This is a genomic window from Congregibacter brevis (assembly GCF_045689245.1).
Taxonomy (GTDB): domain Bacteria; phylum Pseudomonadota; class Gammaproteobacteria; order Pseudomonadales; family Halieaceae; genus Congregibacter; species Congregibacter brevis.
In genome coordinates this window covers 2,251,999-2,278,256 of sequence record NZ_CP136865.1, presented here as the reverse complement: position 1 = coordinate 2,278,256, position 26,258 = coordinate 2,251,999, and the positions used below count along the sequence as shown (strand labels likewise).

The window sequence follows — 26,258 nt, the reverse complement described above, 5'->3', positions numbered from 1 at the left end:
GGGCATGCTAAACAAATTGTGCACTGCTTTATCCACAGGTTTTGTGGACAACCCGAGCGAAACTGATGTTTCAGCCAGCTTTTCTAGACCGTGCCCCGCCCATGGAAAGTAAACTCCACACCCAAGGCTGTCTAACCAACTTTCAACACGGCTTTAAATACCTATGAGCTTTATGGAATGGATTAGCCTTGCCAGCGTTTGCCTTGCTGGTGCCGCATCGCCGGGACCGAGCCTTGCCGTTGTTGTGAGTGCAAGTCTTAGTGGCGGAAAGCTCAACGGACTCGTTGCCGCCTGGGCACACGCACTGGGTGTTGGGCTGTATGCAGGTCTAACTGTGCTGGGAATCAGTGCTTTGGTGACGGCGGATCAGCGGATATTCATCACTATTCAGACGCTGGGCGCTCTTTACCTTCTTTGGCTTGCGCGGAGTCTGTGGTTCAACGTCGCACCCGACGAGGCCAATGCTCAACTCTCCCCCGCTAAAACTCGCTCCACAGCGCGGGACGGCTTTGCTATAGCGTTTCTGAATCCTAAGCTTGCGGTTTTTATGCTCGCACTGTTCAGTCAGTTTGTGCACCCTGATGCGAACACAAGCACAAAATTTTTAATGGCCATCACCGCGCTGCTGGTTGACGGACTTTGGTACTCGCTGATCACCATGGTGTTTACCCGAGGTAAATGGATAGCTGCACTTCGGGAAAACGCGGGACGTATCGACAGGGTCTTTGGAATCCTACTCGCAATAGTGGCCGTTGTAATTCTGTTGCGGGTAATCCAGAGCCTGTAACTTTCGCGATAACTGGATAAGAAAAGCCCGCGCGGAGCTAATCCCGAGTTCTAGTGAACCGTCGGAACTTCTGCCACCAGCACAGCCTGCAGGCGTGGTCCCAGCATAATGATGTGTCCTACTTCGCGACCCACGCCGTCGCGGCTGTATTCGAAACGATACTGACGCCAGATTCGCCAGATTCCGTTGCCGTCACGACTCAGAGAGGTTTTGGACAAGGCGACTGATTGGTCAAGCAATTGGATATCTGCCAATTCTGACGAACGCTTTGCCGCCGCGACCGCTAGCTCCCGCACGCGCGTGCCGCTGAATATGTACCATGCCAGGCCGCCGAAAACGCCTACAAACACCAGATCCCAAATGCTTAAGGTCATTATTGGCTTTCCCGTTCTTTTGAAATTTGCTCGGGACTCGCTTGCAAGCTCTCTCGGAAAAAATCGAGTACCGCTGCATTAAACTGCCGAGGTTTCTCTGCGTGAAGCCAATGCCCTGTATCCGCGATGCCTTCAAATTTAGCCGCGGGAAAAAGCTCCAAGGCCTTAGCAATGCCCTGATCGTCTACGTAACTCGAATTCAGACCGTAAACGAACAACGCTGGCACATCAAAGGCCGGACCTGCCGGCGCCGCCCGGAATTCTTCATAGTTCTCGCGCAATGCCTTTACGTTAAACCGCCACACATAAGTCCCGTCTTCGTCACGCTTCAAACTAAGTGCCAGAAACGGCACCAAATCAGGCTCAGACAAAAGCTCTCGCATGATCTCTCCCGCCTTAGCTCTAGAGGCTGGCTTTGCGGAGTCCACCGCCTCCAGCGCAGCAAACACGGTGTCATGGGATGAGGGATACATCACCGGCGCTATATCTGCTACCACTAAGGCGCTGACATGCTGCGGCCACGCAAGCGCAAGTTGCATAGCCACCTTACCGCCCAAGGAATGACCAAAAACGGCAACCGATTTCAGAGAATGGCTCTCAATATAACTGGCGATACTCCTCGCTAGATCGTCGAGGCTAGTCATTGCTTGCCAAGGAGAGCGTCCATGATTGGGAAGATCGAGCTGGTGTACCTCAAATTCAGGAGCCAACGCACGGGCCAGCCCGCCCAGGTTGCTGCCCATGCCAAAGAGCCCATGTAGCAGGATAATCGGGGTGCCTGCCCCACTCACTGAGGCGTACAGAGGTTCTCCCGGCGATAGATAGGAGCCAGACTGTTCTTCGTTTGCTGCCAAGTTTGTTACCATGCGCGCTTCTTAATAATCACACCGATATGTTACCGAAGAATATGCCAAAAAAGCTGCCAGTCCTTGCTCTATCTGCTCTTCTTTCAACGCTTCTTTTGCTCACAGCCTGTGCTTCGGGCGGGGGTTACAATCCGACGGTTTTCCCATTTGAGGTAGAGAACGAAAAGCTCGCGGAGTCTCCGCTAAAGACCGTTGTTATCCCTCACGTCAATCTCGGCACACCCTCTCGTAACTACCTTGCAGAGGTTTCGCCCCGTATCGACGCTCGGATCAGCAGTTATATGAAGGCTAACGGCTATAAGGTTCTTCCCCAGCGAGATTTCAAACAGCACTGGAACTCTGCCGTTCGCGCATTCGGCGACCCTGTTGACCCAACAACAGGTCGGGTCAACATGAAAACCTTTTCTCAAATTATGCAAAGCGTTCGTGACCGGTTTGCTGAGACCAGCGAGCTCGACGCGTTTGTTTTTACAGACCTCGTCGAGCTCGATGTGCCCTTTAATGTTGGCCTGAAACACATTGGCCGCTGGGACGGCGTATCCCGCCGTCCTTCGATGCAAGGCCCTGGGACCGGGGTAAGCGCGGATTTCGACTGGTCCATGACAGCAGCAGTGGCCTCACTGCAGGTCACTATTTTTGATATGGATCTCAAGCGTTTGTTCGTCAGCCGCGGTGGCCTGGACGCTACCGACGCCATTGATGCACGATCCTCAACAGGCCGCTACATTCGACGTCGAGCCATCCTCGAAAACAACAGCTACATCGACGAAGGCATAGCCCTGGCATTACACCCGCTTATTGAGATGGACAAGTACCCGGGCAATCCCTAAAGATCAGTCCGGGTAGGTACTGGAACCTATTCGCAAAACTGTCCGTTATAGCCGCTTGTATAGCCGCCTGCCCGAAAGGCAAAAGCTGTCGGCTCAGCGTTAAAGAACGTTCCTAGTCGTCATAGTTAGCCGCGCGTTTTTCCATTTGCGCAGCCAATCCCTCTTGAAGATCCTGCGCACTGAGCATGCCGGAATTCCATGTTGCTATGTAGTTGAGACCTTCCTGAACACTGTGGTCACGACTGAAAAGTAGCATTTCTTTGCTGCCACGCACCGCCAGCGGCGCTTTGCTCGCAATCGTCGCGGCTATTTCTCGAACACCTGCGAGCAGTGCATCCCGGTCTGCGAACACCCGATTTACCAAGCCCACCTGCTGCGCTTCTTCAGCCTTCATATCGCGGCCCGTATACGCCAGCTCGCAGGCAACGGCATAAGGGACAATTTTGGGCAGGCGTTGCAGAGTACCGACATCAGCAGTCATGCCAATATCGACCTCGCGGATAGAGAACCAGGCGTCCGCGGTGGCGTAACGCATATCAGCGCAGGTGACCATGTCGATGGCGCCGCCGATACAGGTATTGTGGATAGCCGCCAGTACGGGCTTGCGACACTTCTCTATGGCGGACAGATTGTCCTGCATCGCCAGCACGTTGCGGCGAAAGTATTCGGCACGTCTAGCGGGGTCCTTGTTCTGACCTTGCACCTCCATAAGCATGTTCAGATCGATGCCGGCACAGAAGTGTTTGCCGTGAGCAGCAAGGATTACAGCGCGTACTGAAGGCTCGCTGTCCAACCACTCAAAACAAGCCTGAAGCTCTCGCCACATCGTGGGATTCATGGAGTTAGCCTTATCACCGCGGTTCAAAAAAACCTCGGCGACATGGTCTTTGACGCTTAAGTCCAGAGTTTCAAAGGTTGGCTGCGTTACTTGTTCTTGCTGCATATCATGCTCCCAGCTTTTTTAGTGATTGTTTTCTCGACACTTTAAAACGCGCAGCTATCGCGCGTTATTCGCCGTGCAGTGTCTAAATAGTGTCGTTGTTTGACTTAGCCTCACCAAACCCGGTGAAAATTGTCCGAGACCATCGTAGGTACCGCTTTTGGAGTGCAATCCCGCGTTCCAATATAGACAAAGCCAACAATTTCTTCATTGCCTGCACCACCCATATCACGAACCAGCTCTTGGTCTTCGGCGAACGCGCCCGTACGCCAAACCGCGCCATAATCGAGAGCCTCGGCCGCAAGTATCAGGCTGAATGCTGCGCATCCTGCAGATAAACGTTGCTCCCAAGCCGGAACTTTCGGATGTTCTGTAATAGACGCCAAGACGGTGATGAGTAGCGGCGCTCGCAGCGGAGCGTTAAGCGCCTTATCTTGCGCCCCTTGGTCCGCCTCCGGGTCTCGCCGGAGCAAGGATTCCCTGAGCAACTCCCCAAAGGCCTGTCGTCGATCTCCCTGAATACTCAGGAAGCGCCAGGGCCGCAACCGGAGGTGGTCCGGGCTACGCATTGCGCACTGGAGCATTTCTTCAAGCTCTGCAGCATCGGGCCCAGGCCCAGTAAGCCGCGGCATAGAGTTCCGTTGCTGCAAAAAGCTAAGGCCATTAAATACCGTCGCCATAAGGTGCTCATCGCCAAATTTGGGAGGGCATGATAGCAGTCATGATGCGCTCACATGTAGCTGCGAATAAGTCTGCCTATGTCTCGTGCGTAAGGCCGTCGGGGGGAGTCCCCGCGTAGATATTCATAAACCCCCGGTCGCCGGTACAGGCATCCACATTATCCGCCCATTCACACAAAGCAGAGGCATCCGAGGAAACCAACCGGTGATCAACATGATCTACGATCCAAAGGGGCAAACCGAGATTAGCTATGAGAGTCACAAGCGCCCTTCCGCTGCTATTAGCAAGCTGCAGCGAATAGGGTGTCAGCTCAAGAAGAATCCGCAGCTTTGGCACGCTGGCCTGTAAAAGCGGGAACAAACCCTGCATAACGGCATATTCACTGCCCTGAGTATCCACTTTAAGCAGGTCAATATGATCAAGGCTGTGAGCCAATAAATCACTACCTCGGCGGACGGTAATCGGCTCTTGAGAACGGATGCCATCACCAGGATATATCTGGTGATCGCCGCGGTTGTCGTCATTGCGGTGCAAGGACCCACCGCTGTCGCTATCCCCAAGAGCTACGGGGAAAAGCTCAACAACACCATCACATTTGTTGAGCTGGAGATTTTGCTGCAAGAGGGACACATTATCGGCCGCAGGCTCAAAGGCTAAAACTCGCTGGGCCTGATTCTCGTGCACTGCGCTGAGAACGCTGAAATATCCCAGATTCGCGCCCACGTCTACCACTATGTCATCGGGTCGCTGAGATGCAATCCAAAGCCTTGTCTCGAAGGGCTCCCAGATCCGCTGTGCGTGAATTTTGCGTGACACCAAGTCGTCGTCAGGGCGATGAGTCGCGAGAACTACATCGCGTTTTAGACCCACCAATGGGTTTAGGTTTACCCGGTACTCAGTCTCACCAAGCACAGGAAACAAACATCGTGTCAGTAGGCATAGGTGCTGTTATTGCTAGTCTGCGAAGGGGTTGGACTGTACTAGCGATACGCGCTGATCCGCAATAGAAATACCATCACCGTCAAAGCTCACGGCCTCATCACCCAGCACGTTGTTGTCAAACAGGTAGCGCGGAGATTCCTCCCCCGCCAATACGCGTGACTCCCGCGACTCCTGCGCTAGCTTTACAGACTCCTGCGCCTGCTCCCACCGCGAAATACTCTGAGCACCGTGGCGGGCCTTGAGCATATCCATTGTTTGTAGCGGGCTCAGAATCGTAGCGGAAGCGTTATTACCGCCGAAGCCTTTCGCGTTAATCAGCGCATACCGCTGCTTGGACAAATCCAAAGCCCGATGCTCCAAACTGAAACTCAGGTTCTCGGTTGCCACATCATCCGCCAAGGCGTCGGTAGTGGTAATGCCCGGCATCCATCCCTCCGACCAAATGCCAAGTGTAGCGGCGATTTGATCACCCGACGCCGCGGCTAGAGAGTGGCCAACATAGCTCTTGATTGCCCCAACTGGCCAATCCTGGATACCAAAGGCACCTGCAACGCGGCTAAGAATCACTGATTCGGTGACGCGATTCTGCGGCGTACCGGTACCGTGAGCCTGTACTAAGCCACCTTCACGAAGCGCCTGCTCTCCCACGATAGCGCGGGCGCAAGCAGCGGCTCTGGCCATAGTCAGATAGTTACCCACCCCGGGCCCGGAAATCGACTTTTTAAATCCGTCTGCGTTGATAAAGACGTCGGCCGCAGCGCCGAGGATGTTAGCGCCGGTCTCCAGCGCGAGTTTGTCATCAAAGAGTACGAGGAACTGCGACGACTCTCCGATGGTAAAACCACAGTTTTCTCCAAAGGGTCTGCAAGCACGACGATGGTCCGGCGTATCGGTATCGCCTAGACCATCCAACTGACGCAGTCCTTTGTCCGTGGCAAGCGCACCCATAGCTGCATAACCCTCCATCACTTCAGGAGTTACCGGCGCTTCGGCAGCACCGACAAAAGCGACGCGCGCACGTCCAGCCCGAATATCATGTATAGCGTGACGCAGGTTGTAGAGAAAGGACGCACAGGCTCCCAGGGTGGCTCCCGTGGACCCCGCGGCGCCTAGCACGTAGGCGTTCACAAAGTCGGCGGGCATTTCCGCAAGACCCAGAGGGCAGAATTTGGATGTAACCCGGCTACCACGATATCGAGCTTTGAGCATTCCGCCGGCGCCGTTGTCGTCCAGCTGCCCCATAGCACTTCCAGCATAAACACTGATTTGATCAGGACCCAGTGATGCCATCAGCGAATCCCAGTCCATGCCAAGGTTCCCGAGGGCATCGCTGGCGGCATACACCGACATTGCCAAACCCCGCGGGTGGTTTCGCGATTGGTACAGCGAAGCGGGGTCAAACCCGTCAGGTAACTGACTGGCGACCTTTACTTCAAACTCCCGGTGGGTCGGAAGCAAGAACTGCTGCTCCCCCACAATTTGTACACGAACATGCTCCTCGTCTTCTCCCGGCAAAAGTTTCCAGTCGTCGGGCACGGGTTCGGGCAGGTATCGGCGGTGTAACTCAAAACTCACGGGGCTACCATTGCTGCGGGTGGGAAGGCGCTGATTCCATGCAACACTGTTGGGGTCAAAGTGAGCGGGGCCGATCCGCCGAATTAGAGTTCTCTCGAGCAGCGACGCTTCGCTATCATTGTTCGATCCCGTGAGCTGACGCAGCGCGGCGATCATAGCCCTACGACGATCCTCGCCAAGAGCACTCTCCACCATACGGGCATAGCCGTGATGCATAGAACTGCGACCAGCGCTGTTTACACCACCAAAACTCACAATAACTGGTAGAGCTTGTCCCACAGATACACCTGCATACATAAATGAAGGGTCTCAGTGTAGGCAGCCCTCCTTTTAAGTTATATTCTATTAGCGTCATTTTATTTATATATACGGACATAGTTTTCATGCCCACAGCGGCTCTCATTATTTACCCCGAAGCACTCGCCACTAGCGTCACATTGCCAGCAGAGATTCTTCACGCAGCAGCGCAGATGTCACAAACGACCCGAGGGCGCGGTGTAGACGCTCAGATCCAGCTTCTGGGACTAGAGGGAAACCCATCAGTCACCTTGGACTCAGGTCTAAGTTTGAACCTGGATGGCGATCTCTCGGATCTGCAGCGTTGCGACCTTGTAATACTGCCCGCCATTTGGCGGCACCCCCGTCGCGTGCTTAAGCACGCAAAAAAATGGCTACCTAAAATTGAGGAACTACACGCACTGGGAAGCAGTATCTGCAGCGTTGGCACAGCCAGTGCTCTCTTAGCTGAAACCGGTTTGTTAGACGGACGTCCGGCGACCACGCACTGGCATGACTTCGATCGTTTTGAAAAAAGCTACCCGCAGGTCGACCTAAAGCGCCGCCATCTCATTACCCAAAGCGAACGTCTGTACTGCGTGGGCAGCGTGAACTCCATCGGCGACTTCATGGTGCACTTCGTGGAACAGTGGTATGGCGAACGCATAGCGCGAGCTGTAGAAACGCAGTTTTCCCCAGAAGCTCGACAGTCCTTTGAGACCGCCGCATTTCTACAGGAGTCTTCCGGCGCTCATCACGACGCGCTGATTCGTGAAGCTCAGGACCACATGCAACTCCACCCGGCTGATGAGCACAGCGTCGACAGTCTTGCTGCCATGAGCGGATTGTCCGCCCGAAGCTTTGGCCGGCGTTTTCGTAAAGCCACTGGTGAGACCCCAATACGCTACCTCTTGAATCTGAGAATTCGCGAAGCTCGCGCGCTACTGCAGCACTCAGACCTCCCTTTGGCGGACATCGCCTGGCGCTGTGGATTCAACTCCTCCAGCCGCTTCTCTCAGGCATTTCGCAGCGCGACTGATCTAAGCCCACGAGAGTTTCGTGAGGCAGTACGCGGTAAACGATTCGTGGCCACAAACGCACCTAATGCCTGAATTTCTCAAGCTGTCTAGGCTTGAGCGCCAAGGGACACTGTGGCTAAATCACGCCCCCTCTCGATTGCCAAGCCAAGGAATAAGGTCATGAGTGAACAAAGCGTCATAATCGTCGACGGAGCCCGCACCCCCATGGGAGGTCTTCAAGGCGCTCTTTCCAGTGTTCCCGCCCCACAATTGGCCGCTGTTGCTGCGAAAGCTACCTTGGAAAAAAGCGGTGTCGAGCCCAGCGCTGTGGACGAAGTCTTTATGGGCTGCGTGCTGCCTGCGGGCCTAAAACAGTGTCCCGCTCGGCAAACCTCTATCGCCGCGGGAATCCCCGTTAGCACCGGCGCGGTCACGGTCAACAAAGCCTGCGGCAGCGGAATGCAGGCCACTATTTTTGGCTACGACAGCATCGTAGCGGGCACAAACAGTATCGTATTGGCAGGAGGAATGGAGAGCATGAGCAATGCCCCTCACATGCTCCTGGGGGCTCGCAGTGGTTTCCGATTGGGCTCAGCGACCGCAGCTGACCATATGATGATGGACGGTCTTGAAGACGCCTACGACGGATGCTCCATGGGAACGTTCGCACAGACAACAGCGGATCGTGAAGGCGTAAGCCGTGAAGATATGGACGCCTTTGCTATCGAGTCCCTGCGCCGCGCTAAGGCCGCTATCGATGATGGGTCTCTTGCACCCGAGATCGCAGCCGTGACCGTCACCAGTCGCCGCGGAGACACCGTAGTCAGCGATGATGAGCAACCACACAAGGCTAACGTTGACCGCATACCGACCATGCGCGCCGCGTTCGCCAAAGAAGGCACCATCACTGCAGCTACGGCCAGCTCTATCTCCGACGGTGGTAGCGCATTGCTACTTATGTCTGGTGAAGAAGCCGCCGCTAGAGGTATCTCGGGCATGGCGCGAATCGTGGCCCACAGCCGTCACAGCCAGGATCCTGCTGAATTCACCACCGCTCCCGGTGGTGCTATAAAAAAGCTCTTTGACAAAACCGGTTGGAGCACTTCGGACGTAGATCTTTTCGAGATTAATGAAGCCTTTGCCATGGTGACTATGCTCGCCATGCGTGAACACGGCCTCGATCATGCGAAGGTGAACATCCATGGCGGCGCTTGCGCACAAGGACACCCCATTGGTTCCACCGGCTCACGCATCATCGTCAGTTTGATGTACGCCCTTCGCAAGACGGGCGGCAAGCGCGGCGTAGCTGCCCTGTGTATTGGCGGAGGGGAAGCGACCGCTGTCGCTATCGAGATGCTCTAGAAAGTTAGCACCTCGAATCATCAGATCAATCAGGAATAGTAGTTATGGCTCTTAGTAGCGTACCCGATCTTATCGAGGCCATTCGTCAGGGACGGATGGTTATTCTCATGGATGACGAGGATCGGGAGAACGAAGGCGACCTGATTATCGCAGCCGAGGCAGTGACGCCAGAGATAATCAACTTCTTTGCCAGCGAAGCCTGCGGCCTTATTTGCATGCCACTGACTGAAAAGCGAGCGCGGCAGCTACAGCTTCCGCTCATGGTTCGCGACAACCGCTCTCAACACGAAACCAATTTCACAGTGTCTATAGATGCTGCGGAAAATCGTGGGCCCGGTATTAGTGCTATCCAGCGTTCCCACACGGTGCGAGTGGCAGCTGGCGCAGAGGCAGGACCGACAGATATCTGCCAACCAGGACATATTTTCCCCTTGGTCGCAAAAGAGGGGGGAGTACTTCGGCGTGCAGGACACACCGAAGCCGGTGTCGATCTAGCTCGTATGGCAGGCTTTGAACCTGCCGCCTTGATCGTCGAGATCATGAACGAAGACGGCACCATGGCAAGACGCCCGGAGCTGGAAATTTTTGCCGAGAAGCACCAGCTTCCCATGGGTACTATCGCGGACCTCATTGCCTATCGTTCGCTCCACGAGCAATCCGTAGAGCTGGTGTCGCAAAAGTCAGTGCAGACCGATCACGGCGCCTTTGATCTTCACACCTTCAAGGATCTTGTGGACGACACCTTGCACTACGCCCTTACAAAAGGAGAACTAAGCGTCGATCAAGACACTCTCACGCGTGTGCAACCGCTGGACATGCTTCGGGATGTGTTCAGCACACAGATCCCCAATCGTGAAGGATGGTCGCTGAATCGTGCTATGGCGCGCATTGCAGAAGAAGGCTCCGGCGCACTCATTCTCATCGGGCAACACCGATCAATAGAAAGCCAGCTGGCAGATATTGAGGCGTTCCCCGGTAGCCCCACCACACTTGCCAACGATGGTTCGGCAGGGTTACAGAACTACCGCATCATTGGCACTGGAGCCCAGATACTACAGCGACTCAATATCCGTCGCATGCGCCTGATGTCAGCGCCGCTTCGCTTCAACGCCCTTTCGGGATTCAATCTGGAAGTGGTCGACTTCGTCGCACCCTAGGCGCAGCGTCTCGCAGAGGAAAGTGCATCTGGTAGCCTGCGCGGGGAAGCCAAATCCCTTCGCTTATCGATGTAGAGCAATGAGCTCGTTCGCTTCGTCCCTGTCAGTAGTACAGCGGTTAGCGGGCGCTTCCAGATCTGGGTAGCCAAAGGACAATCCAAACATAAGCCGTTGGTTCTGCGGAACAGAGAGTTCTTCGCGAATTGAATCTGACAAAAAGCCCAATGCGGTTTGAGGGCAGCTAGCAAGGCCAGCTGCTTCCAGCAACAGCATGACGGATTGAGAAAACATCCCCAGATCGCAGGCCTCTCGCTCCGAAAATCCTTCTGGCAAGTAAAAGAAACCGACATGTGGTGCATCAAAGAACGTGAAGTTACGCATGAACGCTGCCTGACGAGCATCACGATCATCTCGAGCAATACCCATGGCGCCGTAAAGTGCCTGCGCGGATGCGTACTGACGATCTTTAAAAATATCGACGTACTTCCCGTCGTAGGGAAAATCCAAAGTCATCCGGCCGGCCGCGAAGTCTTCAGGCAAACGTTTGCGCAGGCGCTCAAGCACATCCCCCGACGCGATATGTAGATACCAGGGCTGAGTGTTGCAGTTGCTCGGCGCACGCAAGCTAGGAGCCAGCAGCTTGCGAAGCTCGTCGTCGGATAGGGACTTGGGCAGAAACGCTCGGCAGGAGCGGCGGTTTTCCAGAATGTCACTGAGCGCGAGTGGAGCTGTCGAAGTCATATCATCTACCAAGTCGTCGGGCCGGCGAGCATAGCGATTTGCGGGACACGATGCCAGAACTGTAAGAGTTCACCACAGACGACAGAAAACGCAGTAAAATACGCCGCTTTTTGCGGTGCGCTGAAGTGTAATCCGGCTTAGCGAACCCATGTGCAGAATAGACCTATGACAGCATCGTCCTCTACATCCTCAGCATCGTCCGCCTTCCCCCCCGCGCGGACCGTAGGCATCATTGGCGATGGGCAGCTCGGCATGCTGTTGTGCGAGGCAGCACCCCAGCTCGACCTCGACACCGTCATGCTGACAGGCGACCGCAACTGCGCTGCGGCACAAAAAGCCACCCATGCGATAGAAGGCACAATGGATTCCTCTGACGCCGTCAGCGCACTCATTGAACAGTGCGACGTCATTACCTACGAACGCGAAGACATCCCTGAAGCCACCGTTACGCAACTCAGGGAAGCAGAGGTCGCCGGGCTCGTAGCTTGTTATCCTCCCCTTTCTGCCATTGAGTTGCTTCAAGACAAAGCAAAGCAAAAGCTTTGGCTAGCAGAATGTAGCCTCGCAACGTTGCCCTTTGTTATTACCAGTGGTGAGGCGTCGGAGTTACAGCAAGCCGGTGTAAAGTTAGGCTACCCCTTTGTGCAAAAAGCGCTTCGAGGTGGTTTTGACGGCCGCGGCGTGCAGCTGATTCGAACAGAAGATGACCTGAGTAAAGCCTGGCCAGGGAGTACTATGCTCGAGAAGTTCGCCGGGGATTTTCGCGAGATCGCTGTCTTAGTCGTCCGGGGCCGTAATGGTGAGAGCACCCACTTCGGTCCTGTAGACATGACTTTTGAAGAAGACTACTCGGTGCTCGACACGGTCACTGCGCCCGCAAACATCGATAAAGAAACAGAAGCAGCAGCGATTGCCTTAGCCTACAACGCGGTGGAGGCCCTGAACGGTGTCGGTGTGTTTGGTGTAGAGATGTTTCTTCTCGCCGACCGGCAGGTGCTGATCAACGAAATAGCACCTCGAGTACACAACTCAGGTCACTACAGCATTGAAGCCTGCGCGAGCTCTCAGTTCGAACAACACCTCCGTGCTGTGGCCGGCATACAGCTCGCGAGCAGCGCCCTTCAAAGCCCAGCAGCCATGCGAAACCTCCTTTGCACCCCTGCCCTGAAGCACGAGGATCTTCATCGCGATTCGGGCACCGAAGCGGGAAGCGAGAGCGCGACCATATACTGGTACGGGAAAAGCCCGGCGCGTCTTATGCGTAAACTGGGGCACGTGACCGCCGTTGCCGACTCCGCAGAAGCCGCGCTGACCGCAACAAACAATAACTGGAACAGAATTCAGGAAGAGGCTCGTTCGGCATGACTGTACGCGTAGGTATCATTATGGGCAGCGACTCAGATCTCCCGGTCATGCGCGCTGCAAAAGACATTCTGGACGCCCTTGATGTTGAGTGCGAAATGGAAATCGTTTCTGCACACCGCACTCCGGACAAGCTCTATAGTTACTCGCGAGAGGCAGAAGACCGCGGCTTGCGTGTCATTATCGCTGGAGCTGGAGGCGCTGCTCACTTGCCTGGCATGGTTGCATCATTGTCTGTCTTACCAGTTATCGGCGTACCAGTAGCCGCGACCAAACTCGCTGGCGAAGACAGCCTGCTATCCATCGTGCAGATGCCTGCGGGGGTACCGGTAGCTACCGTAGCTATCGACAACGCCACGAACGCGGGCATCCTCGCAGCGCAAATGCTGGCCACGTCTGATAAAGGACTACGCGACAGGATTCGCAGCTACAAAGAAAGCCTGCGAGATAAAGTTCTAGCTAAGAGCGTTTGATTTAGGGGCCGCTCCCCAGGCGCCGATAGCTGGGTAAATGCCAACCCGCCTGTATTGCCCCGGCGCGTAAAATAAAGGCAGGCGCCATCGCCACCAAGAGGGCTGTGCTCGGCTCTAAAAACGCATTCGACACCAGTGCCACATAGGTCCCCGCGCCGACCAAAGCCGCCGTGACATAAATCTCCGCCCCCAACAACACTGACTCACGACCCAGCAAAGTATCTCGAATCAAGCCGCCGAAACTTGCCGACATCACTCCCATAACGACGGCAACGACCCAGGGCGCGTCGTATTGCAAAGCCTTGGCGCAGCCAAGTACCGAGAACAACGCGAGGCCCATTGCGTCGGCCCAAAGTAAAACCTTGCGTCGAACCGATAGCATGGGGGCGATGTACCAGGTCAATGCTGATACCGTGATGCACACCCAGAGATAACGAACGTCGCTAATCCAAAAAACCGGTAACTGCAGCAGCAGATCGCGAAGCGTGCCTCCGCCGACCCCCGTAATGGTGCCGAATAACACAAACCCCAATACATCCAGGCGTTTTTCTGCTGCAGCGAGGGCCCCCGAGGCCGCAAACACGCCTACCGCAACAAGGTCACAGTAAGCAATGATGCCAGCGAGGTTCAAAAACAGTTGCCGCGATCGGTTTCCAGATCTTGAGGAGCGTTACTCCTCATAGAGATCCAGAACAGCACCCCGGCTAGCCGGGGCCGCATTGTTGGCAAACTTGGCCAAGACCCCTCGGGTGTAGCGTGGCTGTGGCTTCACCCAGACACTTCGACGACGGGCTAGCTCCTCATCGTCAACGTTGAGCTGCAGACTCAGGGTGTGGGCGTCGATGGTGATGGAGTCGCCCTCCTCGACCAAGGCAATCAAGCCGCCCGCATAAGCTTCGGGAGCCACGTGTCCAACGACCATCCCCCAGGTACCACCGGAGAACCGCCCATCGGTTATCAGGCCCACAGATTCTCCCAAACCCTGACCAACCAGAGCACCGGTAGGCGCGAGCATTTCAGGCATACCCGGTCCGCCCTTTGGCCCCAGATAACGCAACACAACAACGTCTCCGGCTTTCACTTGCCCCGCCAAGATTGCATCCAGCGCCGACTGCTCGTCGTCAAAAACCTTTGCCGGGCCTGTAATCACTGGATTTTTCAGGCCGGTTATCTTGGCGACGGCGCCTTCTTCGGCCAAGTTGCCGCGCAAAATGGCAAGGTGACCCTTGGCGTACATGGGTTTGTCCAAAGTGCGGATCACCGAGGTATCTGCGGGTACCGACGGGACATCAGCCAGTGACTCGGCAATGGTTTTACCGGTAACCGTCATACAGTCCCCGTGGAGCAAGCCTCCCTCTAGAAGGATCTTCATTACTTGGGGGATACCACCTGCCCGGTGCAAGTCGATAGCGAGATACTGGCCACTGGGCTTGAGATCGCAAAGCACGGGAACCTTTTGACGCACACGCTCAAAGTCATCAATGCTCCAATCAATCTCGGCGGCGTGGGCGATGGCCAAAAAGTGAAGTACAGCGTTGGTAGATCCACCTGTTGCCATAATCACCGCAACGGCATTCTCGAGAGACTCTTTGGTCACAATGTCTCGCGGCTTTATATCGTGGCGAATAGCTTCCACCAAGGCCAATGCACTTTGTTTCGCAGACGCTTTAATCTCCGACTCTACGTTGGCCATCGTCGAGGAATATGGCAGGCTCATTCCCAAAGCCTCAAAGGCCGAACTCATGGTGTTTGCGGTGTACATACCGCCACAGGAGCCGGTACCGGGAATCGCATTGCGCTCAATCGCCAGAAGATCTTCGTCTTTAATACGACCCGCCGCGTGTTCACCAACGGCTTCGAACACACTCACAATATTTAGATCCTGACCGTTATGGCGGCCCGGAAGAATCGTGCCGCCGTAAACAAAAATCGACGGCACGTTTGCTCGGAGCATACCCATCATGCCGCCGGGCATATTCTTGTCGCATCCGCCAATGACCAGCACACCGTCCATCCACTGGCCACCTACGCAGGTCTCAATACAGTCAGCGATGACTTCTCGTGATACCAGAGAGTACTTCATCCCCTCAGTGCCCATGGACATGCCATCAGAGATCGTAGGCGTTCCAAAGATCTGGGGATTGGCTCCAGCCTCTCGAAGACCCTCTTGCGCCGCATCGGCGAGGGGCTGTAGTCCCGCATTGCAGGGAGTGATTGTCGAGTGAGAGTTGGCGATGCCCACCATAGGCTTCTTAAAGTCACCCTCCTCATACCCCATGCCATAGTACATAGAGCGGTTAGGCGCGCGTTGTACGCCTTCGGTGATGTTTTTAGAGCGACGATTAAGCGCCATAGAGATGTTCTCAGCCAATGAATGAACCGGGGGGCCGAATTTTAGGTCACTGCAAGCTATACGACAAACATTGAGCAAGGTTTATCGCCTATCATACGAGGCCTAGCTACAAAGAATAATCCTACACACTATTCCCGCGGACTAGGAGAACTACTTATGAATGGCGCTGAGGCTCTACTTAAAACTCTCGTGGAGAGCGAAGTCGAAATCTGTTTCGCTAATCCCGGAACCTCAGAAATGCAGCTGGTCTCCGCCATCGGAAAAACTGACGCTATGCGTCCAGTACTCTGTCTTTTTGAGGGGGTAGTGTCTGGCGCTGCAGATGGCTACGCGCGTATGGCGGACAAGCCGGCGGCCACCCTCCTTCACTTGGGATCGGGCTTTTCTAACAGCCTTGCCAATATGCACAATGCCCGCCGTGCGGGCTCCCCCGTGGTCAATATCGTCGGCGACCACGCAAGCTACCATCTGCAGTTCGATGCGCCACTGACATCAAACCTACCGGGTATCACCCGATGGGGGTCCCATTGGACAGAAATTGCCAGTTCACCGGAGGAGCTGTCGGCCGGTGGCGCGCGAGCGGTGCAGGCCTCCATGCGTGGAAACGGACAAATAGCGACGCTTGTTGCACCGGCGGATCATGCATGGGACACGGCGAGCGAAGCTGCACCCGCACTCCCGAGACCCGAAGCACTTCAGGTGCCAGACAATCGCGTAGCCCGCATCGCTGAAGCTGTTCGCTCTGGCAAAAAGACGGCAATCATGCTGGGCGGAAAGGCACTGCGCGAGAAAAACCTAGCGCAGCTAGGCGCCATTGCTGATGCGCACAACGTCACGCTTATGTGTGCAACCTTTCCTACGCGTCTACAGCGCGGCGCAGGCCGAGCAAAAGTACAACGACTCCCCTACTTTGCAGAACAAGCAGCAGAGGCATTGATGCCCTTTGAGCAGCTCATATTGCTGGGAGTCGCTGCACCAGTAAGCTTTTTCGCCTACCCGGAAAAAGAAAGCTGGCTCACACCGGAGCATTGCGAACTATATACGCTGGCCGAGCAAAGCGAGGACCTGAGCGGCACTGTGTCCGCACTGACAGCCGCGTTGGGCATCGAAAAGAGTGCTGAGGAGGTGTATGAGCGCCAAATACACGAGGTCGCTGACGAGACACTCAACCCTTTGACCATCGGGCAGATCATGAGTAACGAGATGCCTGATCACGCCATCGTTTCGGACGAAGGTGCGACTTGTGGCTTAGCCATGTTCCTTTGCACGGAAAACGCGCCAGCCCATGACTGGTTAACACTCACCGGCGGGGCAATTGGTCAAGGTTTGCCGGTCGCTTTAGGTGCGGCTTTAGCCTGTCCCGACCAGAAAGTCATTGCACTACAGGCAGACGGATCAGCCATGTACACCATACAGGCCCTTTGGAGCATGGCCCGAGAGAACGCCGATGTCACGGTGATACTTTTAAACAACAAAAGCTATGCGATTCTCAACATCGAGCTTGCTCGCGTGGGCGCAGGAGAGCCCAACGATAAAACGCTGTCCATGCTCGACCTTTCCAACCCCGATATGGACTTTGCCAGTATTGCTACTGGTCTTGGTGTTAAAGCTTCCCAGGCGCGAAGCAGCAGCGAGTTTCAAGCACAGTTCGCCGAAGCCATGAGCACACCGGGCCCCTGTCTTATCGAGGCTATTCTGTAGCTTCACGGAGCGGTATGCTTCACGGTCAAACTAAGACCACGAAAACAAGAGAATTCTGATGTCGAGTATTGTCATTACCGGAGCCACCGCAGGCATCGGCCGCGCAGCCGCCATACTGCTGGCAAGTAAGCAACACAAGGTGTTTGCTGCCGGGCGAGACAAAAACGCCCTGGCAGAGCTGGATGCTGGTTACGAAAACATTACTGCATTGGAAATGGACGTCACCGACGGCGATTCGGTGACTGCTGCTGCCAACAAGGTTATTGAAGCCCTGAACGGTAACGCCCCTGATATTCTCGTTAACAACGCGGGCTATGCGGTGGTAGGCCCCCTTGAGGCAGTATCGGACGATGAGTGGGAGCGGCAATTTAAGACCAATGTGCTAGGTCTGGTGCGAGTGACCCGAGCCTTTGTCACCGGGATGCGAGAGCGACGACGTGGCCGCATCGTAAATGTCTCCTCTGTCGCCGGTCGTGTCACCCTGCCCTTTTTCGGACCTTACAACTCTACCAAGCATGCGGTGGAATCGATCTCTGATTCCTTGCGACACGAACTGCGACCCCACGGAGTAGAGGTCGTTGTCATTGAGCCCGGTGCTGTTAAAACGCGCTTTGGCTCATTGGAGCAGGAACAAATCGCACACTGGATAGAAAATGCGCCTGCCTATGCCGAGCAATTACGCATACTCAAGAGCTTTCATCACGACCTCCATGGCAAGGGCGCCGACCCCATCACCGTAGCGGGGAGCATCGTGGCAGCTTGCGAACGCCATGACCCAACGCCGCGCAGCGTCGTACCGTTCTTACCGGGCAGCGCGTTTATTGCCATCAAGGCCTTGTTACCCACGCGAGTATCAGACTGGATCGTGAAAAAACTCACGGGCCTACCCTAGGCTATTAGTTTAAAGACGTCGTTAGCTATTCGTCTGAGGAAGTCGTTAACTTTTCGTCGGAAAACGTCGTTAGCTTTTGACGTTCTCGATTAACGCGTAATTCAAAAACGTCCGGGCGTGAGTAATGACCTGACGGGTCGAAGTTCTGCCGCTCTTCCCTGACAGTCTGCATGTCGATTACCGCAGTAAGTACCGTCTCTTCTGGGCCTAAGGGTTCAACTATCCAACTCCCGTCAGGCGCGGCTATGCAGGAACCTCCATCACCCGGGAAGTCCTGCGCATTACCGAAAATAAGATCATGGTGCGGCACATCTGGGCCAATGTCCTCTCTACGCATTAAACCTGAGACGGACAAAACGTACATCCGGTTTTCTTTCGCCAAATGCCTGGTGACATCTATGGTGTTGTTGGTGTTTCCCGGCCACACCGCAACGTGCAGATTCTCACCCTGAGCATAAAGAGCGCTGCGAGCCATGGGCATCCAGTTCTCCCAACAGTTCAATCCCCCCACGGTAAAGCTCTCCAGAGAGTGCACTCTGAGTCCATGACCATCACCGATACTCCAGGACAGGCGCTCTTCATAGGTAGGCATTAGTTTTCTGTGCACTGATTGAATAAGTCCTGATCTATCTATGTAGACCAAGCTGCAATAAACACTGTGGCCACCACGGTCTCCCGCTCGTTCAGCTATCCCCAGGTAAACTGCAATCTGCTTTTCCTTGGCCAGCGAGCAGATGCTGCCTAAATCTCCTTCCTCGATGCTGACAGCTTGGCTCAGGTAATGCGCGAAGATTTCCTTTTGAACGGGGTCATTAAACTTCGACCCACCGGTAAGATCCAACCAGAACGGATAGCCCGGCAGAAGGGTCTCTCCAAAACAAACGAGGGAAGCGTTCTGGGCCGACGCTTCAAGAATCGCGGATTCGACCTTATTGATCGTTGCCGATTTATTTAGCCAAACCGGCGCGATCTGCGCGATTGCGATACTGAGCTTATCTTCCATCAGTTGAAGCTTCCGTTAGAGTACGCAAAAAGGGTTAAGTGTTGGAACTGTCGGGTTTCTCCAAATCCTGGACCAGGTAACCAAGCTCTTCTGCTCTTTCTGCAAACAGCGCGTTGGCATCGCGCAAGCCCTGATTATAGAAATGCGGGCCGAGATCTTTAGCTAGAAAATCGATGAGAAACTCAGCGTCAAAGGACCCAATCTCTTGATCAAGCTCATCCTTAAAATAGGTCTTGAGCTTCGACACGAGCGTCTCTTGCGCGTCCTTTGACAGCGTTAGTTCCGGCACTAATCTTGCGGCTCCGCTGCGCCTTGATCGCTACTCACTTAACGCCCCATATCTCTCTGTAGCGTTCTACTGCCCAGATAAAAGTGCAACGCTGCCCAAAAGTACAAACATTTGAAGAATATCATCGACCACTGAAGACCTTGTGCATTGGCATCACTGCAGGCCGATTGCGCTTCAGCGACAAGGCTCACGCTCTTACAGGCTTCTAAGCTCAAAGTCGGATCTATCCCTGAAAGAAAGCTTGCGTTCAGTATGGTCGAAAGACCACCTATAAGCGGCGGCCCGAGGCCATACCCGAGCAGGTTCACGATAAACAAAGTGATCGCGACGGAAGTAGCCCGCATGCGACTATCAACTACGCCACCCGGAACTGCATATAGCGGACACAAATAGGTGTACAGCAACATCTGCCCCACCATGAGGACCGGAATAGCAATCCAGAGTGAATCAACGAGGTAGCCCCCGATAAACATCGGCGTCGACCCCAGCAAAGCAATCATGGGAATCCAGGCGAGTGCCTTTGGATAGCGCACCGAGAAACGGTCAGCGAGATACCCGGACATGAATGTCCCAATGGACGCCATTACCGAAAGAACCATGGCGACTTTCACCGCGGCATCAAAGATCGACATCTCGTGCGTACGAATCAGGAAAGACACAAAGAACTGGGCGACCCCATAATTCACGAACGATGCAATGGTGACACCCAAGGTGATGTGCCAGTAAGACGGCTTCTTGGCGAGTATCCTCAGGACCTCGCCAAAACTGACCTGCTCTTTACCCTGCATTGCCGCCGGATCTGTATATCCCCGCGGCGGCTCCTTTACGGTGAGCTTAACAACGAGAGCGACAATGATGCCGGGCAATCCAACGACAACAAATGCTACGCGCCAACCCTCAACATCTTGCCAGTTCAGAGCGTTCACAGCCCATTCCCACCCCCAGCCACTTAAAAGCGCTGCCACCGCTGCGCCGTCAAGACTGCCAACGATAAAGCCGCCGAAGATATAAGCCACCATGCCGCCGAGTGGAATGCCCAGAGCGTAGGTAGATACCGCAGTGGAACGTTTTGAAGGAATAAAGTAGTCGGCAATAATGGAATTTGCCGGAGGTGAGCAGCCGGCCTCTCCTATACTCACACCAATGCGAAAAATGAACAAAGCGACAAAGCTTGTAGCAAAGCCACAGAGCACAGTCATCAGGCTCCAAAGTGCGACCGAGGCTGCAATGATCCAGACCCGATGATTCCTCTCGGAAAAACGGGCTATGGGTATTCCGATGAAGGTGTAGAGCACGGCGAACGCCGGGCCACCGAGCATTCCCATCTGCCAATCCTCTAGCCCAAAGGATTGCTTAATTGGCTCTGTAAGTATGTTAATGATCGTGCGATCAATAAAATTGAATACGTAAACGGTGAGCAAAGCCCCCAACACGTACTTGCGATAACCGCTCGTCCCGTAACCAGTATCGGGATGGCTACCTACGAGCTCTGTGCCCGAAGCAACATTACTGGCCGGTGTTACTGTGTCTTGCATAAATCCCTTAGTGCTTTGAGCACTTCTTATTTTGGTCGCAAATCGACAAGTCACGGCAATCTAATAAGACAGCCGTGACTGGAGTCGGTAGAGCTTAACAGTAAGCGTTTTGCGGATGTATCTTGTTGCGTACCTTTAGTTTGCAGGCTGGATGTCACTCGGACGCCAGCTTTGGTCTATCCACGCGCGCAAAGGGCTGTACATGCGCAGGATGGTGAACCAGCTCTTCCCCGGGATGGTTTGAACCCAGTTCTTTTCGTATCCCAGCGGCGACTCAGGAGAAAAATAGATATCAATAGAGCCATCATCGTTATAACGAAGGCCGTCCTGAAGGCTATCTATCCCTGCCGCTTTTTGATCCGTTTGCAGCATCGAGCGTGTTTGCGAGTCATAGATTGTTACCGCCCAGAAGTTAGCCACGGGGGCATCGGGTGGCAGCTTAATGACATAAGTATTGCCTCCATCAAAGGGTTGTTTGTTAGTGTCTAGATACGCAATACCGTAGTCGGAGCCTGTGCCTTCACGCGGCACTGCCATCGCTGGAGTCACGCCTGTATAGGGATAATGAAAGCTTACTCGCGCGTCGGTGTTCATCGTTGCACCGTCCACGCCATTGAAGAACACGTTCCTCTCTGGGTAGCCCATGTGCCATGCGCTACCCGTGTCGGGATAAACCTCTACGCCGCTAAGATTCATGTGAATGCGCGGATACCATACGATGGAACGAGCCTGAGCATTAGCGATCGCCACGCCATCTTCAAGAATCCTCTTCATGCGGTTATCCGGATCGAAGGGCTTGCCCTTCTCGATACCGATAGACGCAAGCAAGCCTCGAACATCCGCAGTTAATAATCCCAAAGTCTCGTACTGCACGACCTCATTCAGATGGTGATAGAACTCCGCATTGTTGTAGTGAATTGTATTAAAGGCTTTGCCGGAGCCGGCTATCCACTCCATTGCAGGCGGGTTTTTCGCATCCGCGAGCTTGTATACTTTCAAATCATTGCGAATTGAGGCTGCTGCTGCTTCGACGTCTTCAGGAGCCTTGCTTTTGGGTGTTTTTCTAAGGAACAACCAGAGGCGGTAGGTCTCAGGGCGAAGCACCGTATAACCTTCAGGCACAACGCCATCATATCCCGGCGGCAGGAAAAGATACCTCCCTGCCTGCGCAAAATTGTTAACAAACCGGAAAGAGGCGTCGTTAGATGCTCCCAGTAAGCCGTCCGGAACTTCCACGACCGTGGGACCATCTCTTTTAAGGTCAAGATCGGGGAACACATAAATTGTTGAAGTATTTGCAGTCAGGAAGAGCGAACGGGCATCCATAAGCTCATCAAATAACACAACCTGATGAAGCTCCTCTGCGCCCAGCGAATGCGCGCCTTCTAACAAAGCTGCCAGAGAAGCCACGGGCATGCCCTTCAAAAAAGCGTCTGCCGCGCGAGCCGTATCCATAAAGTCGTAGACTTTCTCGGCCGTCTCCCGCGAGGGAACGCCATCAGTGAAAGTGAGTTCACCAATAGAGGTATCAACGACATCCGGCGTTAGGATGCCTTCGGGGATCGGTGTGGTGTAGGCAAAATCATCAGCTGCCTGCAAAGACGTGGTAACCGTAAGGAGTCCGAGACTCAGTGCAGCGACAAATATTCTACTTCTCATAGATATTTTCCTGAAAACTAAAAAGACAATGGCGAATGTAAAAACATTGAGCAGATTTTACGACAATTCGTCACTCGAAGAGAGCGCAAGCGATGTTACCAGCCCACGGCCTGAGCGGCTCTTCGGGGGTCGGCGCCCGCAGTAACAGTACCCATATCGTTCTTTAGGATGGCCTGTATGCTGCCAAGAGAGAACGATGGTGCAAGGCGTAGGTCGTGCCCAAGATCCTTTAAGTCATCAAATTGCTGCTGCGTAAGCCGGTCCTCAAATCGTAAGGTGATCTGAGACCCTTCTTTATAAAAGTTTGGCTCTGCAAAAACACTAAAGCGCGGAGCTTCGATCGCAGCCTGCACTGGCATTCCAAAATCCAGCACATTTACCAGCACCTGAAACTGAGTTTGACCAATCGTCTCTCCGCCCGGCGTGCCGAGTGCCATTACAAACTCGCCATCTTTCATTACGATAATCGGCGAGTTATTCAATATGGGGACCTGTCCACCGCGCGCATAGTTTGCGTGATCGGGGTATGGCGATGTGGAGCCGACGCGGGTGCCATTGTTAAAGGTCAGTCCGGTGCCTCCCACCACAACGCCCGTACCAAAAGCGCCGCCATGGGTCGGTGTCGCGGCCATGACATTGCCGTTTTTATCTCGGATCGAAAAACTTGTAGTGCTGCCCGGAACACTGGCTTCTTCCTGGGAGGAGAGACCGGTAAAAGATGACAAGGCCACGGCCTTTGCGCCTGCATCGCCCTGTGGGACACCCGGTCCAGGAAAGCCCATCGCCCGGGTCTTGCTTATCAGCGCACGACGCTCCCCTAAGTAATCCGATTCCAGCATCCCCGCTACCGGCACTTCATAAAGCCTAGGGTCTGCTACATACTTATAGATATCCGCTTTTGCCACTTTGACCGCTTCGATCATGACATGCTGCGACAGAGGATCCGTCCAACCCATAGACGGCAGATCAAACCCCTCCACCAACTTGAGCTGCATTAGCACCTCCAATCCACCTCGCGAAGTAGGCGGCGACGTGTAAATGTCGTAGCCGCGATAACTTGCGTGAATGGGAGCACTCCAAAGAGGCTCATAAGCAGCAAAGTCTTCCAGAGTGAATAAGCCGGCATTATCGCCATAAAAATCTGCCATTTCCTTGGCAATGGCTCCACGATAGAACAAAACAAAGGCGGCTTGGAGCGCCTCAGATCTGTTAGCGCCGGCGGCTAGGGCTTTCTGTTCTGCGGCGACCAAGCGTTCGAAGGTTCGAGCAAGGTCGGAGTAAACAACTTTTTCACCGCTTTGCGGTAACTGGCCCTCGGGTAGAAACATCTCGCTACTACTGGGAAACTCACGAAAAAGCGTCTCGGATGATTCGATAGAGCGTACAACGGATGCTTCTATTGGATGCCCATCACGAGCGTAGCCAATAGCAGGCGCCAACACTTCTGCTAGCGACAGCGTGCCAAACTTCTGCAGCAGTGCAATCCAACCTCCGAACAAACCCGGCACCACGCCGGCCTTGATTCCTTTATTGAGCTCCTCCGAATCCAGCATGCCGGGATCCAACGCAAAAGGCGCTGCGCCCGTGGCGCTTAGGGCATAAAGCTTGTTGCTGATCTTGTCGTAATAAGTAAAAAAGCCGTTACCGCCGGCGCCAGACATCTGCGGCCTGACTACGTTCAATGTCGCCAGCACGGCCACAGAGGCGTCCGCTGCATTGCCGCCGGCCATAAGAATCCGCAAGCCGGCCATCGACGCCAGTGGATGCCCTGCAGTGACAAGACCGTTGGGGCCAGGAACTTCAGGCCGATGACTGACCCGGGTACCACTCATCTGCAGCGGATAGGCGTTTTCCTGCGCGACAACGTGAATAGGCGTTACCTGCAGACTTACTACTACTGCAAGAGCTATAAAACGAGAGAAGGCGCTCACACGTAAGACCTCAAAGTCAGAAGTGCTTTGCATCATATAAGGTTGAGCGGTTTTGTGCGTAAAAGCGCGCCGATCCGGACGGCCTAAACTTTCAGCTTAGTATGCCGTCTTGCCGCCCTTCGAAGCCTAACTCGCGCTGTATGCTCGGAACGTTACTCTGGCTCCCTCCTGTTAAGGCACTGAATCAATCGAGAAGATTTTTGTAAATCTTGCCGTCTTTCATCACAACCTCAACGTTATCGTTGTTGTTGAGGATTTCCGTACCCTTTAGTGGGTTGCCATTAACGAGAATAACGTCGGCATAGCTACCCTCTTTCAAAGTTCCCAGCTGCGCCTCTTTATAGGGGTTTTTAGGGCCGGTTTTCATAAGCCATTTTCCTGCCGTAGACGTCGCTGAACGGAGTGCTTCGACCGGCGTAAACCATCGCTCCAGCACACTGATATTCTTAGTGGCAAAGGGAATCAGGTCGTAGGTGTATACATCACCTCCCTGAAACATATCGACCCCATGCTCCTTTGCCCAGCTAAACATATCGTCCGCGCCTTTGTTAACCAGCTTACCCTTGGCGATCTGCTCAGGACCGAATCCAGGTATCCCTGCGGGATCCTTAAAGACGTCGTAGCTCATCCAGGATTGGGCAGACAAGGCCACACCTTCCTTCACCATGCGCTTCATCGTTTTCTCTTTCATCAGAAAACCATGCTCAACACAGGTCACACCGTTGTCGATGGCAAGGTTGATGTGCTCATCCTGATAAACGTGCATGCAAACAAAGGAATCAAACTGCTCAGCCACTTCAACAGCCGCGCGGATCTCGGCAGGATTTGCAGTAATGGATTCCAGGGGGTCGAAGTCAGACGCAACACCACCACCGACCATGATTTTCAGAAACGTCGCGCCATCGCGAAAGTTCTGTCGGGCCGCTGCACGCCACTCATCTTCGCCGTTCACGACGTAACTATTACCCGCATGGGCGTGGTTCGACTTATCCCCTAAGCGATCAGTGCCCACGCCCCAATCCGTGTGGCCACCGGTGGTACCGATACAAGCACCGCTTGAGTAAAAACGCGGCCCATCCAGCACCCCCTGGGCAATAGCCTTTCCTAAATTCGCAGGGCCACACATATCACGAAGGGTTGTGAACCCTTGATTCATATACACATCGAAGCCCTCGCGGGCCATTGCACCTGAGGCCGCTGCTCCCCACGTTGTTTCGTGGGCAGGCAGCCCCTGCGGGAACATGATGTGGGTGTGCATATCGATAAGACCGGGCATAAGGGTCTTACCGCCCCCATTGATGACCACTGCATCGGGGGCAATCAAATTCTCGCCTACCTCGGCTACCTTGTTCCCGCTTATCAAGACGTCCAATCCGGGGGTGGCCTCATCAGCAACACCGTCCCAGACATTGACATTAGTGAAGAGAGTTTGGGCGGCAAACAATGGGGTAGACAACAATAGAGCTACCGACGCAGCCGCACTACGTAAAAAAAACTTAGAAATCATCGA

At 54.4% G+C, this 26,258-nt stretch carries 24 protein-coding genes; 9 read left to right on the top strand and 15 right to left on the bottom strand.

What is annotated here, in order from left to right:
• The first annotated feature begins 172 nt into the window (after positions 1-172).
• Entirely contained in the window at positions 173-787 is a 615-nt protein-coding gene (locus R0137_RS10035) for a LysE family translocator (RefSeq protein ID WP_407326284.1), read from the top strand.
• A gap of 50 nt (positions 788-837) precedes the next feature.
• Here R0137_RS10035 and R0137_RS10030 read toward each other — a convergent pair whose 3' ends face one another.
• A complete protein-coding gene (locus R0137_RS10030) occupies positions 838-1,161 on the bottom strand; it encodes a DUF3301 domain-containing protein (protein ID WP_407326283.1) in 324 nt (107 codons plus the stop codon).
• Positions 1,161-2,027, bottom strand: a complete 867-nt coding sequence (locus R0137_RS10025; protein WP_407326282.1) for an alpha/beta fold hydrolase — start codon at positions 2,025-2,027, stop codon at positions 1,161-1,163. The genes R0137_RS10030 and R0137_RS10025 overlap by 1 nt, the downstream gene beginning before the upstream one ends.
• Before the next feature lie 41 nt (positions 2,028-2,068).
• On the opposite strand from R0137_RS10025, the gene R0137_RS10020 reads away from it, so the two are divergent.
• Positions 2,069-2,857 (top strand): hypothetical protein, encoded by a 789-nt coding sequence (locus tag R0137_RS10020; protein WP_407326281.1) that lies wholly within the window; start codon positions 2,069-2,071, stop codon positions 2,855-2,857.
• A 112-nt stretch (positions 2,858-2,969) separates the two neighbouring features.
• Here R0137_RS10020 and R0137_RS10015 read toward each other — a convergent pair whose 3' ends face one another.
• From R0137_RS10015 to R0137_RS10000, 4 genes are all read right to left on the bottom strand, one after another.
• Entirely contained in the window at positions 2,970-3,800 is an 831-nt protein-coding gene (locus tag R0137_RS10015; protein WP_407326280.1) for a crotonase/enoyl-CoA hydratase family protein, read from the bottom strand.
• 110 nt (positions 3,801-3,910) lie between these two features.
• Positions 3,911-4,477 (bottom strand): nitroreductase family protein, encoded by a 567-nt coding sequence (locus R0137_RS10010; RefSeq protein WP_407326279.1) that lies wholly within the window; start codon positions 4,475-4,477, stop codon positions 3,911-3,913.
• A 76-nt stretch (positions 4,478-4,553) separates the two neighbouring features.
• Positions 4,554-5,390, bottom strand: coding sequence for an FkbM family methyltransferase (locus R0137_RS10005; protein ID WP_407326278.1), 837 nt, complete (start codon positions 5,388-5,390; stop codon positions 4,554-4,556).
• A 42-nt stretch (positions 5,391-5,432) separates the two neighbouring features.
• On the bottom strand, positions 5,433-7,274 hold the full coding sequence (locus R0137_RS10000) for a beta-ketoacyl synthase (protein ID WP_407326277.1): 1,842 nt from the start codon (positions 7,272-7,274) through the stop codon (positions 5,433-5,435).
• Between the two features lie 104 nt (positions 7,275-7,378).
• Between R0137_RS10000 and R0137_RS09995 the strand changes: the two genes are divergently transcribed.
• The 3 genes from R0137_RS09995 (at position 7,379) to ribB (ending at position 10,809) form a co-directional block, all read left to right on the top strand.
• A complete protein-coding gene (locus R0137_RS09995; protein WP_407326276.1) occupies positions 7,379-8,383 on the top strand; it encodes a GlxA family transcriptional regulator in 1,005 nt (334 codons plus the stop codon).
• A gap of 87 nt (positions 8,384-8,470) precedes the next feature.
• Positions 8,471-9,652, top strand: a complete 1,182-nt coding sequence (locus R0137_RS09990) for a thiolase family protein (RefSeq protein WP_407326275.1) — start codon at positions 8,471-8,473, stop codon at positions 9,650-9,652.
• A 44-nt stretch (positions 9,653-9,696) separates the two neighbouring features.
• A complete protein-coding gene (ribB, locus tag R0137_RS09985) occupies positions 9,697-10,809 on the top strand; it encodes a 3,4-dihydroxy-2-butanone-4-phosphate synthase (RefSeq protein ID WP_407326274.1) in 1,113 nt (370 codons plus the stop codon).
• Positions 10,810-10,872: 63 nt separating this feature from the next.
• Here ribB and R0137_RS09980 read toward each other — a convergent pair whose 3' ends face one another.
• Positions 10,873-11,550, bottom strand: a complete 678-nt coding sequence (locus R0137_RS09980) for a nitroreductase family protein (protein ID WP_407326273.1) — start codon at positions 11,548-11,550, stop codon at positions 10,873-10,875.
• A gap of 165 nt (positions 11,551-11,715) precedes the next feature.
• Here R0137_RS09980 and R0137_RS09975 point away from each other — a divergent pair, with 165 nt between their 5' ends.
• On the top strand, positions 11,716-12,915 hold the full coding sequence (locus R0137_RS09975; protein WP_407326272.1) for a 5-(carboxyamino)imidazole ribonucleotide synthase: 1,200 nt from the start codon (positions 11,716-11,718) through the stop codon (positions 12,913-12,915).
• Positions 12,912-13,385: a 5-(carboxyamino)imidazole ribonucleotide mutase gene (gene purE, locus R0137_RS09970; protein ID WP_407326271.1), complete on the top strand. Its 474-nt coding sequence runs from the start codon at positions 12,912-12,914 to the stop codon at positions 13,383-13,385. Before R0137_RS09975 ends, purE begins: the two co-directional genes overlap by 4 nt.
• 1 nt (position 13,386) lies before the next feature.
• Here purE and R0137_RS09965 read toward each other — a convergent pair whose 3' ends face one another.
• Both R0137_RS09965 and ilvD read right to left on the bottom strand, forming a co-directional pair.
• The gene (locus R0137_RS09965) at positions 13,387-14,016 is read right to left on the bottom strand and encodes a trimeric intracellular cation channel family protein (protein ID WP_407326270.1); all 630 of its coding nucleotides are present in this window, start codon (positions 14,014-14,016) and stop codon (positions 13,387-13,389) included.
• 39 nt (positions 14,017-14,055) lie between these two features.
• Positions 14,056-15,756, bottom strand: a complete 1,701-nt coding sequence (gene ilvD / locus R0137_RS09960; protein ID WP_407326269.1) for a dihydroxy-acid dehydratase — start codon at positions 15,754-15,756, stop codon at positions 14,056-14,058.
• A gap of 138 nt (positions 15,757-15,894) precedes the next feature.
• Here ilvD and R0137_RS09955 point away from each other — a divergent pair, with 138 nt between their 5' ends.
• Both R0137_RS09955 and R0137_RS09950 read left to right on the top strand, forming a co-directional pair.
• Positions 15,895-17,439, top strand: a complete 1,545-nt coding sequence (locus tag R0137_RS09955; RefSeq protein ID WP_407326268.1) for an acetolactate synthase large subunit — start codon at positions 15,895-15,897, stop codon at positions 17,437-17,439.
• A 58-nt stretch (positions 17,440-17,497) separates the two neighbouring features.
• Positions 17,498-18,331 (top strand): SDR family oxidoreductase, encoded by an 834-nt coding sequence (locus R0137_RS09950; protein ID WP_407326267.1) that lies wholly within the window; start codon positions 17,498-17,500, stop codon positions 18,329-18,331.
• Between the two features lie 25 nt (positions 18,332-18,356).
• Here the strand turns inward: R0137_RS09950 and R0137_RS09945 are convergent, their stop codons facing one another.
• The 6 genes from R0137_RS09945 to R0137_RS09920 all read right to left on the bottom strand — a co-directional run bounded on the left by R0137_RS09945 (position 18,357) and on the right by R0137_RS09920 (position 26,255).
• Entirely contained in the window at positions 18,357-19,334 is a 978-nt protein-coding gene (locus R0137_RS09945; RefSeq protein WP_407326266.1) for a carbon-nitrogen hydrolase family protein, read from the bottom strand.
• 34 nt (positions 19,335-19,368) lie between these two features.
• The gene (locus R0137_RS09940; protein ID WP_407326265.1) at positions 19,369-19,581 is read right to left on the bottom strand and encodes a DUF2164 domain-containing protein; all 213 of its coding nucleotides are present in this window, start codon (positions 19,579-19,581) and stop codon (positions 19,369-19,371) included.
• A gap of 80 nt (positions 19,582-19,661) precedes the next feature.
• Entirely contained in the window at positions 19,662-21,158 is a 1,497-nt protein-coding gene (locus R0137_RS09935) for a spinster family MFS transporter (RefSeq protein ID WP_407326264.1), read from the bottom strand.
• Between the two features lie 135 nt (positions 21,159-21,293).
• Positions 21,294-22,817: a DUF1254 domain-containing protein gene (locus tag R0137_RS09930; RefSeq protein WP_407326263.1), complete on the bottom strand. Its 1,524-nt coding sequence runs from the start codon at positions 22,815-22,817 to the stop codon at positions 21,294-21,296.
• Positions 22,818-22,912: 95 nt separating this feature from the next.
• Positions 22,913-24,748, bottom strand: coding sequence for a gamma-glutamyltransferase family protein (locus R0137_RS09925; RefSeq protein WP_407326262.1), 1,836 nt, complete (start codon positions 24,746-24,748; stop codon positions 22,913-22,915).
• Between the two features lie 184 nt (positions 24,749-24,932).
• The gene (locus R0137_RS09920; RefSeq protein ID WP_407326261.1) at positions 24,933-26,255 is read right to left on the bottom strand and encodes an amidohydrolase family protein; all 1,323 of its coding nucleotides are present in this window, start codon (positions 26,253-26,255) and stop codon (positions 24,933-24,935) included.
• Positions 26,256-26,258: the final 3 nt, after the last annotated feature.

What these genes read in the sequence shown, in the direction of transcription:
- R0137_RS10025 (WP_407326282.1), bottom strand. Translation starts at nt 2,027, where the DNA reads ATGGTAACAAACTTGGCAGCAAACGAAGAACAGTCTGGCTCCTATCTA.
- R0137_RS10020 (WP_407326281.1), top strand. Translation starts at nt 2,069, where the DNA reads ATGCCAAAAAAGCTGCCAGTCCTTGCTCTATCTGCTCTTCTTTCAACG.
- R0137_RS09930 (WP_407326263.1), bottom strand. Translation starts at nt 22,817, where the DNA reads ATGAGAAGTAGAATATTTGTCGCTGCACTGAGTCTCGGACTCCTTACG.
- R0137_RS09990 (WP_407326275.1), top strand. Translation starts at nt 8,471, where the DNA reads ATGAGTGAACAAAGCGTCATAATCGTCGACGGAGCCCGCACCCCCATG.
- R0137_RS09945 (WP_407326266.1), bottom strand. Translation starts at nt 19,334, where the DNA reads ATGGAAGATAAGCTCAGTATCGCAATCGCGCAGATCGCGCCGGTTTGG.
- R0137_RS09955 (WP_407326268.1), top strand. Translation starts at nt 15,895, where the DNA reads ATGAATGGCGCTGAGGCTCTACTTAAAACTCTCGTGGAGAGCGAAGTC.
- R0137_RS10035 (WP_407326284.1), top strand. Translation starts at nt 173, where the DNA reads ATGGAATGGATTAGCCTTGCCAGCGTTTGCCTTGCTGGTGCCGCATCG.
- R0137_RS09950 (WP_407326267.1), top strand. Translation starts at nt 17,498, where the DNA reads ATGTCGAGTATTGTCATTACCGGAGCCACCGCAGGCATCGGCCGCGCA.
- purE (WP_407326271.1), top strand. Translation starts at nt 12,912, where the DNA reads ATGACTGTACGCGTAGGTATCATTATGGGCAGCGACTCAGATCTCCCG.
- ribB (WP_407326274.1), top strand. Translation starts at nt 9,697, where the DNA reads ATGGCTCTTAGTAGCGTACCCGATCTTATCGAGGCCATTCGTCAGGGA.
- R0137_RS09975 (WP_407326272.1), top strand. Translation starts at nt 11,716, where the DNA reads ATGACAGCATCGTCCTCTACATCCTCAGCATCGTCCGCCTTCCCCCCC.
- R0137_RS10015 (WP_407326280.1), bottom strand. Translation starts at nt 3,800, where the DNA reads ATGCAGCAAGAACAAGTAACGCAGCCAACCTTTGAAACTCTGGACTTA.
- R0137_RS09935 (WP_407326264.1), bottom strand. Translation starts at nt 21,158, where the DNA reads ATGCAAGACACAGTAACACCGGCCAGTAATGTTGCTTCGGGCACAGAG.
- R0137_RS09980 (WP_407326273.1), bottom strand. Translation starts at nt 11,550, where the DNA reads ATGACTTCGACAGCTCCACTCGCGCTCAGTGACATTCTGGAAAACCGC.
- R0137_RS10030 (WP_407326283.1), bottom strand. Translation starts at nt 1,161, where the DNA reads ATGACCTTAAGCATTTGGGATCTGGTGTTTGTAGGCGTTTTCGGCGGC.
- R0137_RS09995 (WP_407326276.1), top strand. Translation starts at nt 7,379, where the DNA reads ATGCCCACAGCGGCTCTCATTATTTACCCCGAAGCACTCGCCACTAGC.
- R0137_RS09920 (WP_407326261.1), bottom strand. Translation starts at nt 26,255, where the DNA reads ATGATTTCTAAGTTTTTTTTACGTAGTGCGGCTGCGTCGGTAGCTCTA.
- R0137_RS10010 (WP_407326279.1), bottom strand. Translation starts at nt 4,477, where the DNA reads ATGGCGACGGTATTTAATGGCCTTAGCTTTTTGCAGCAACGGAACTCT.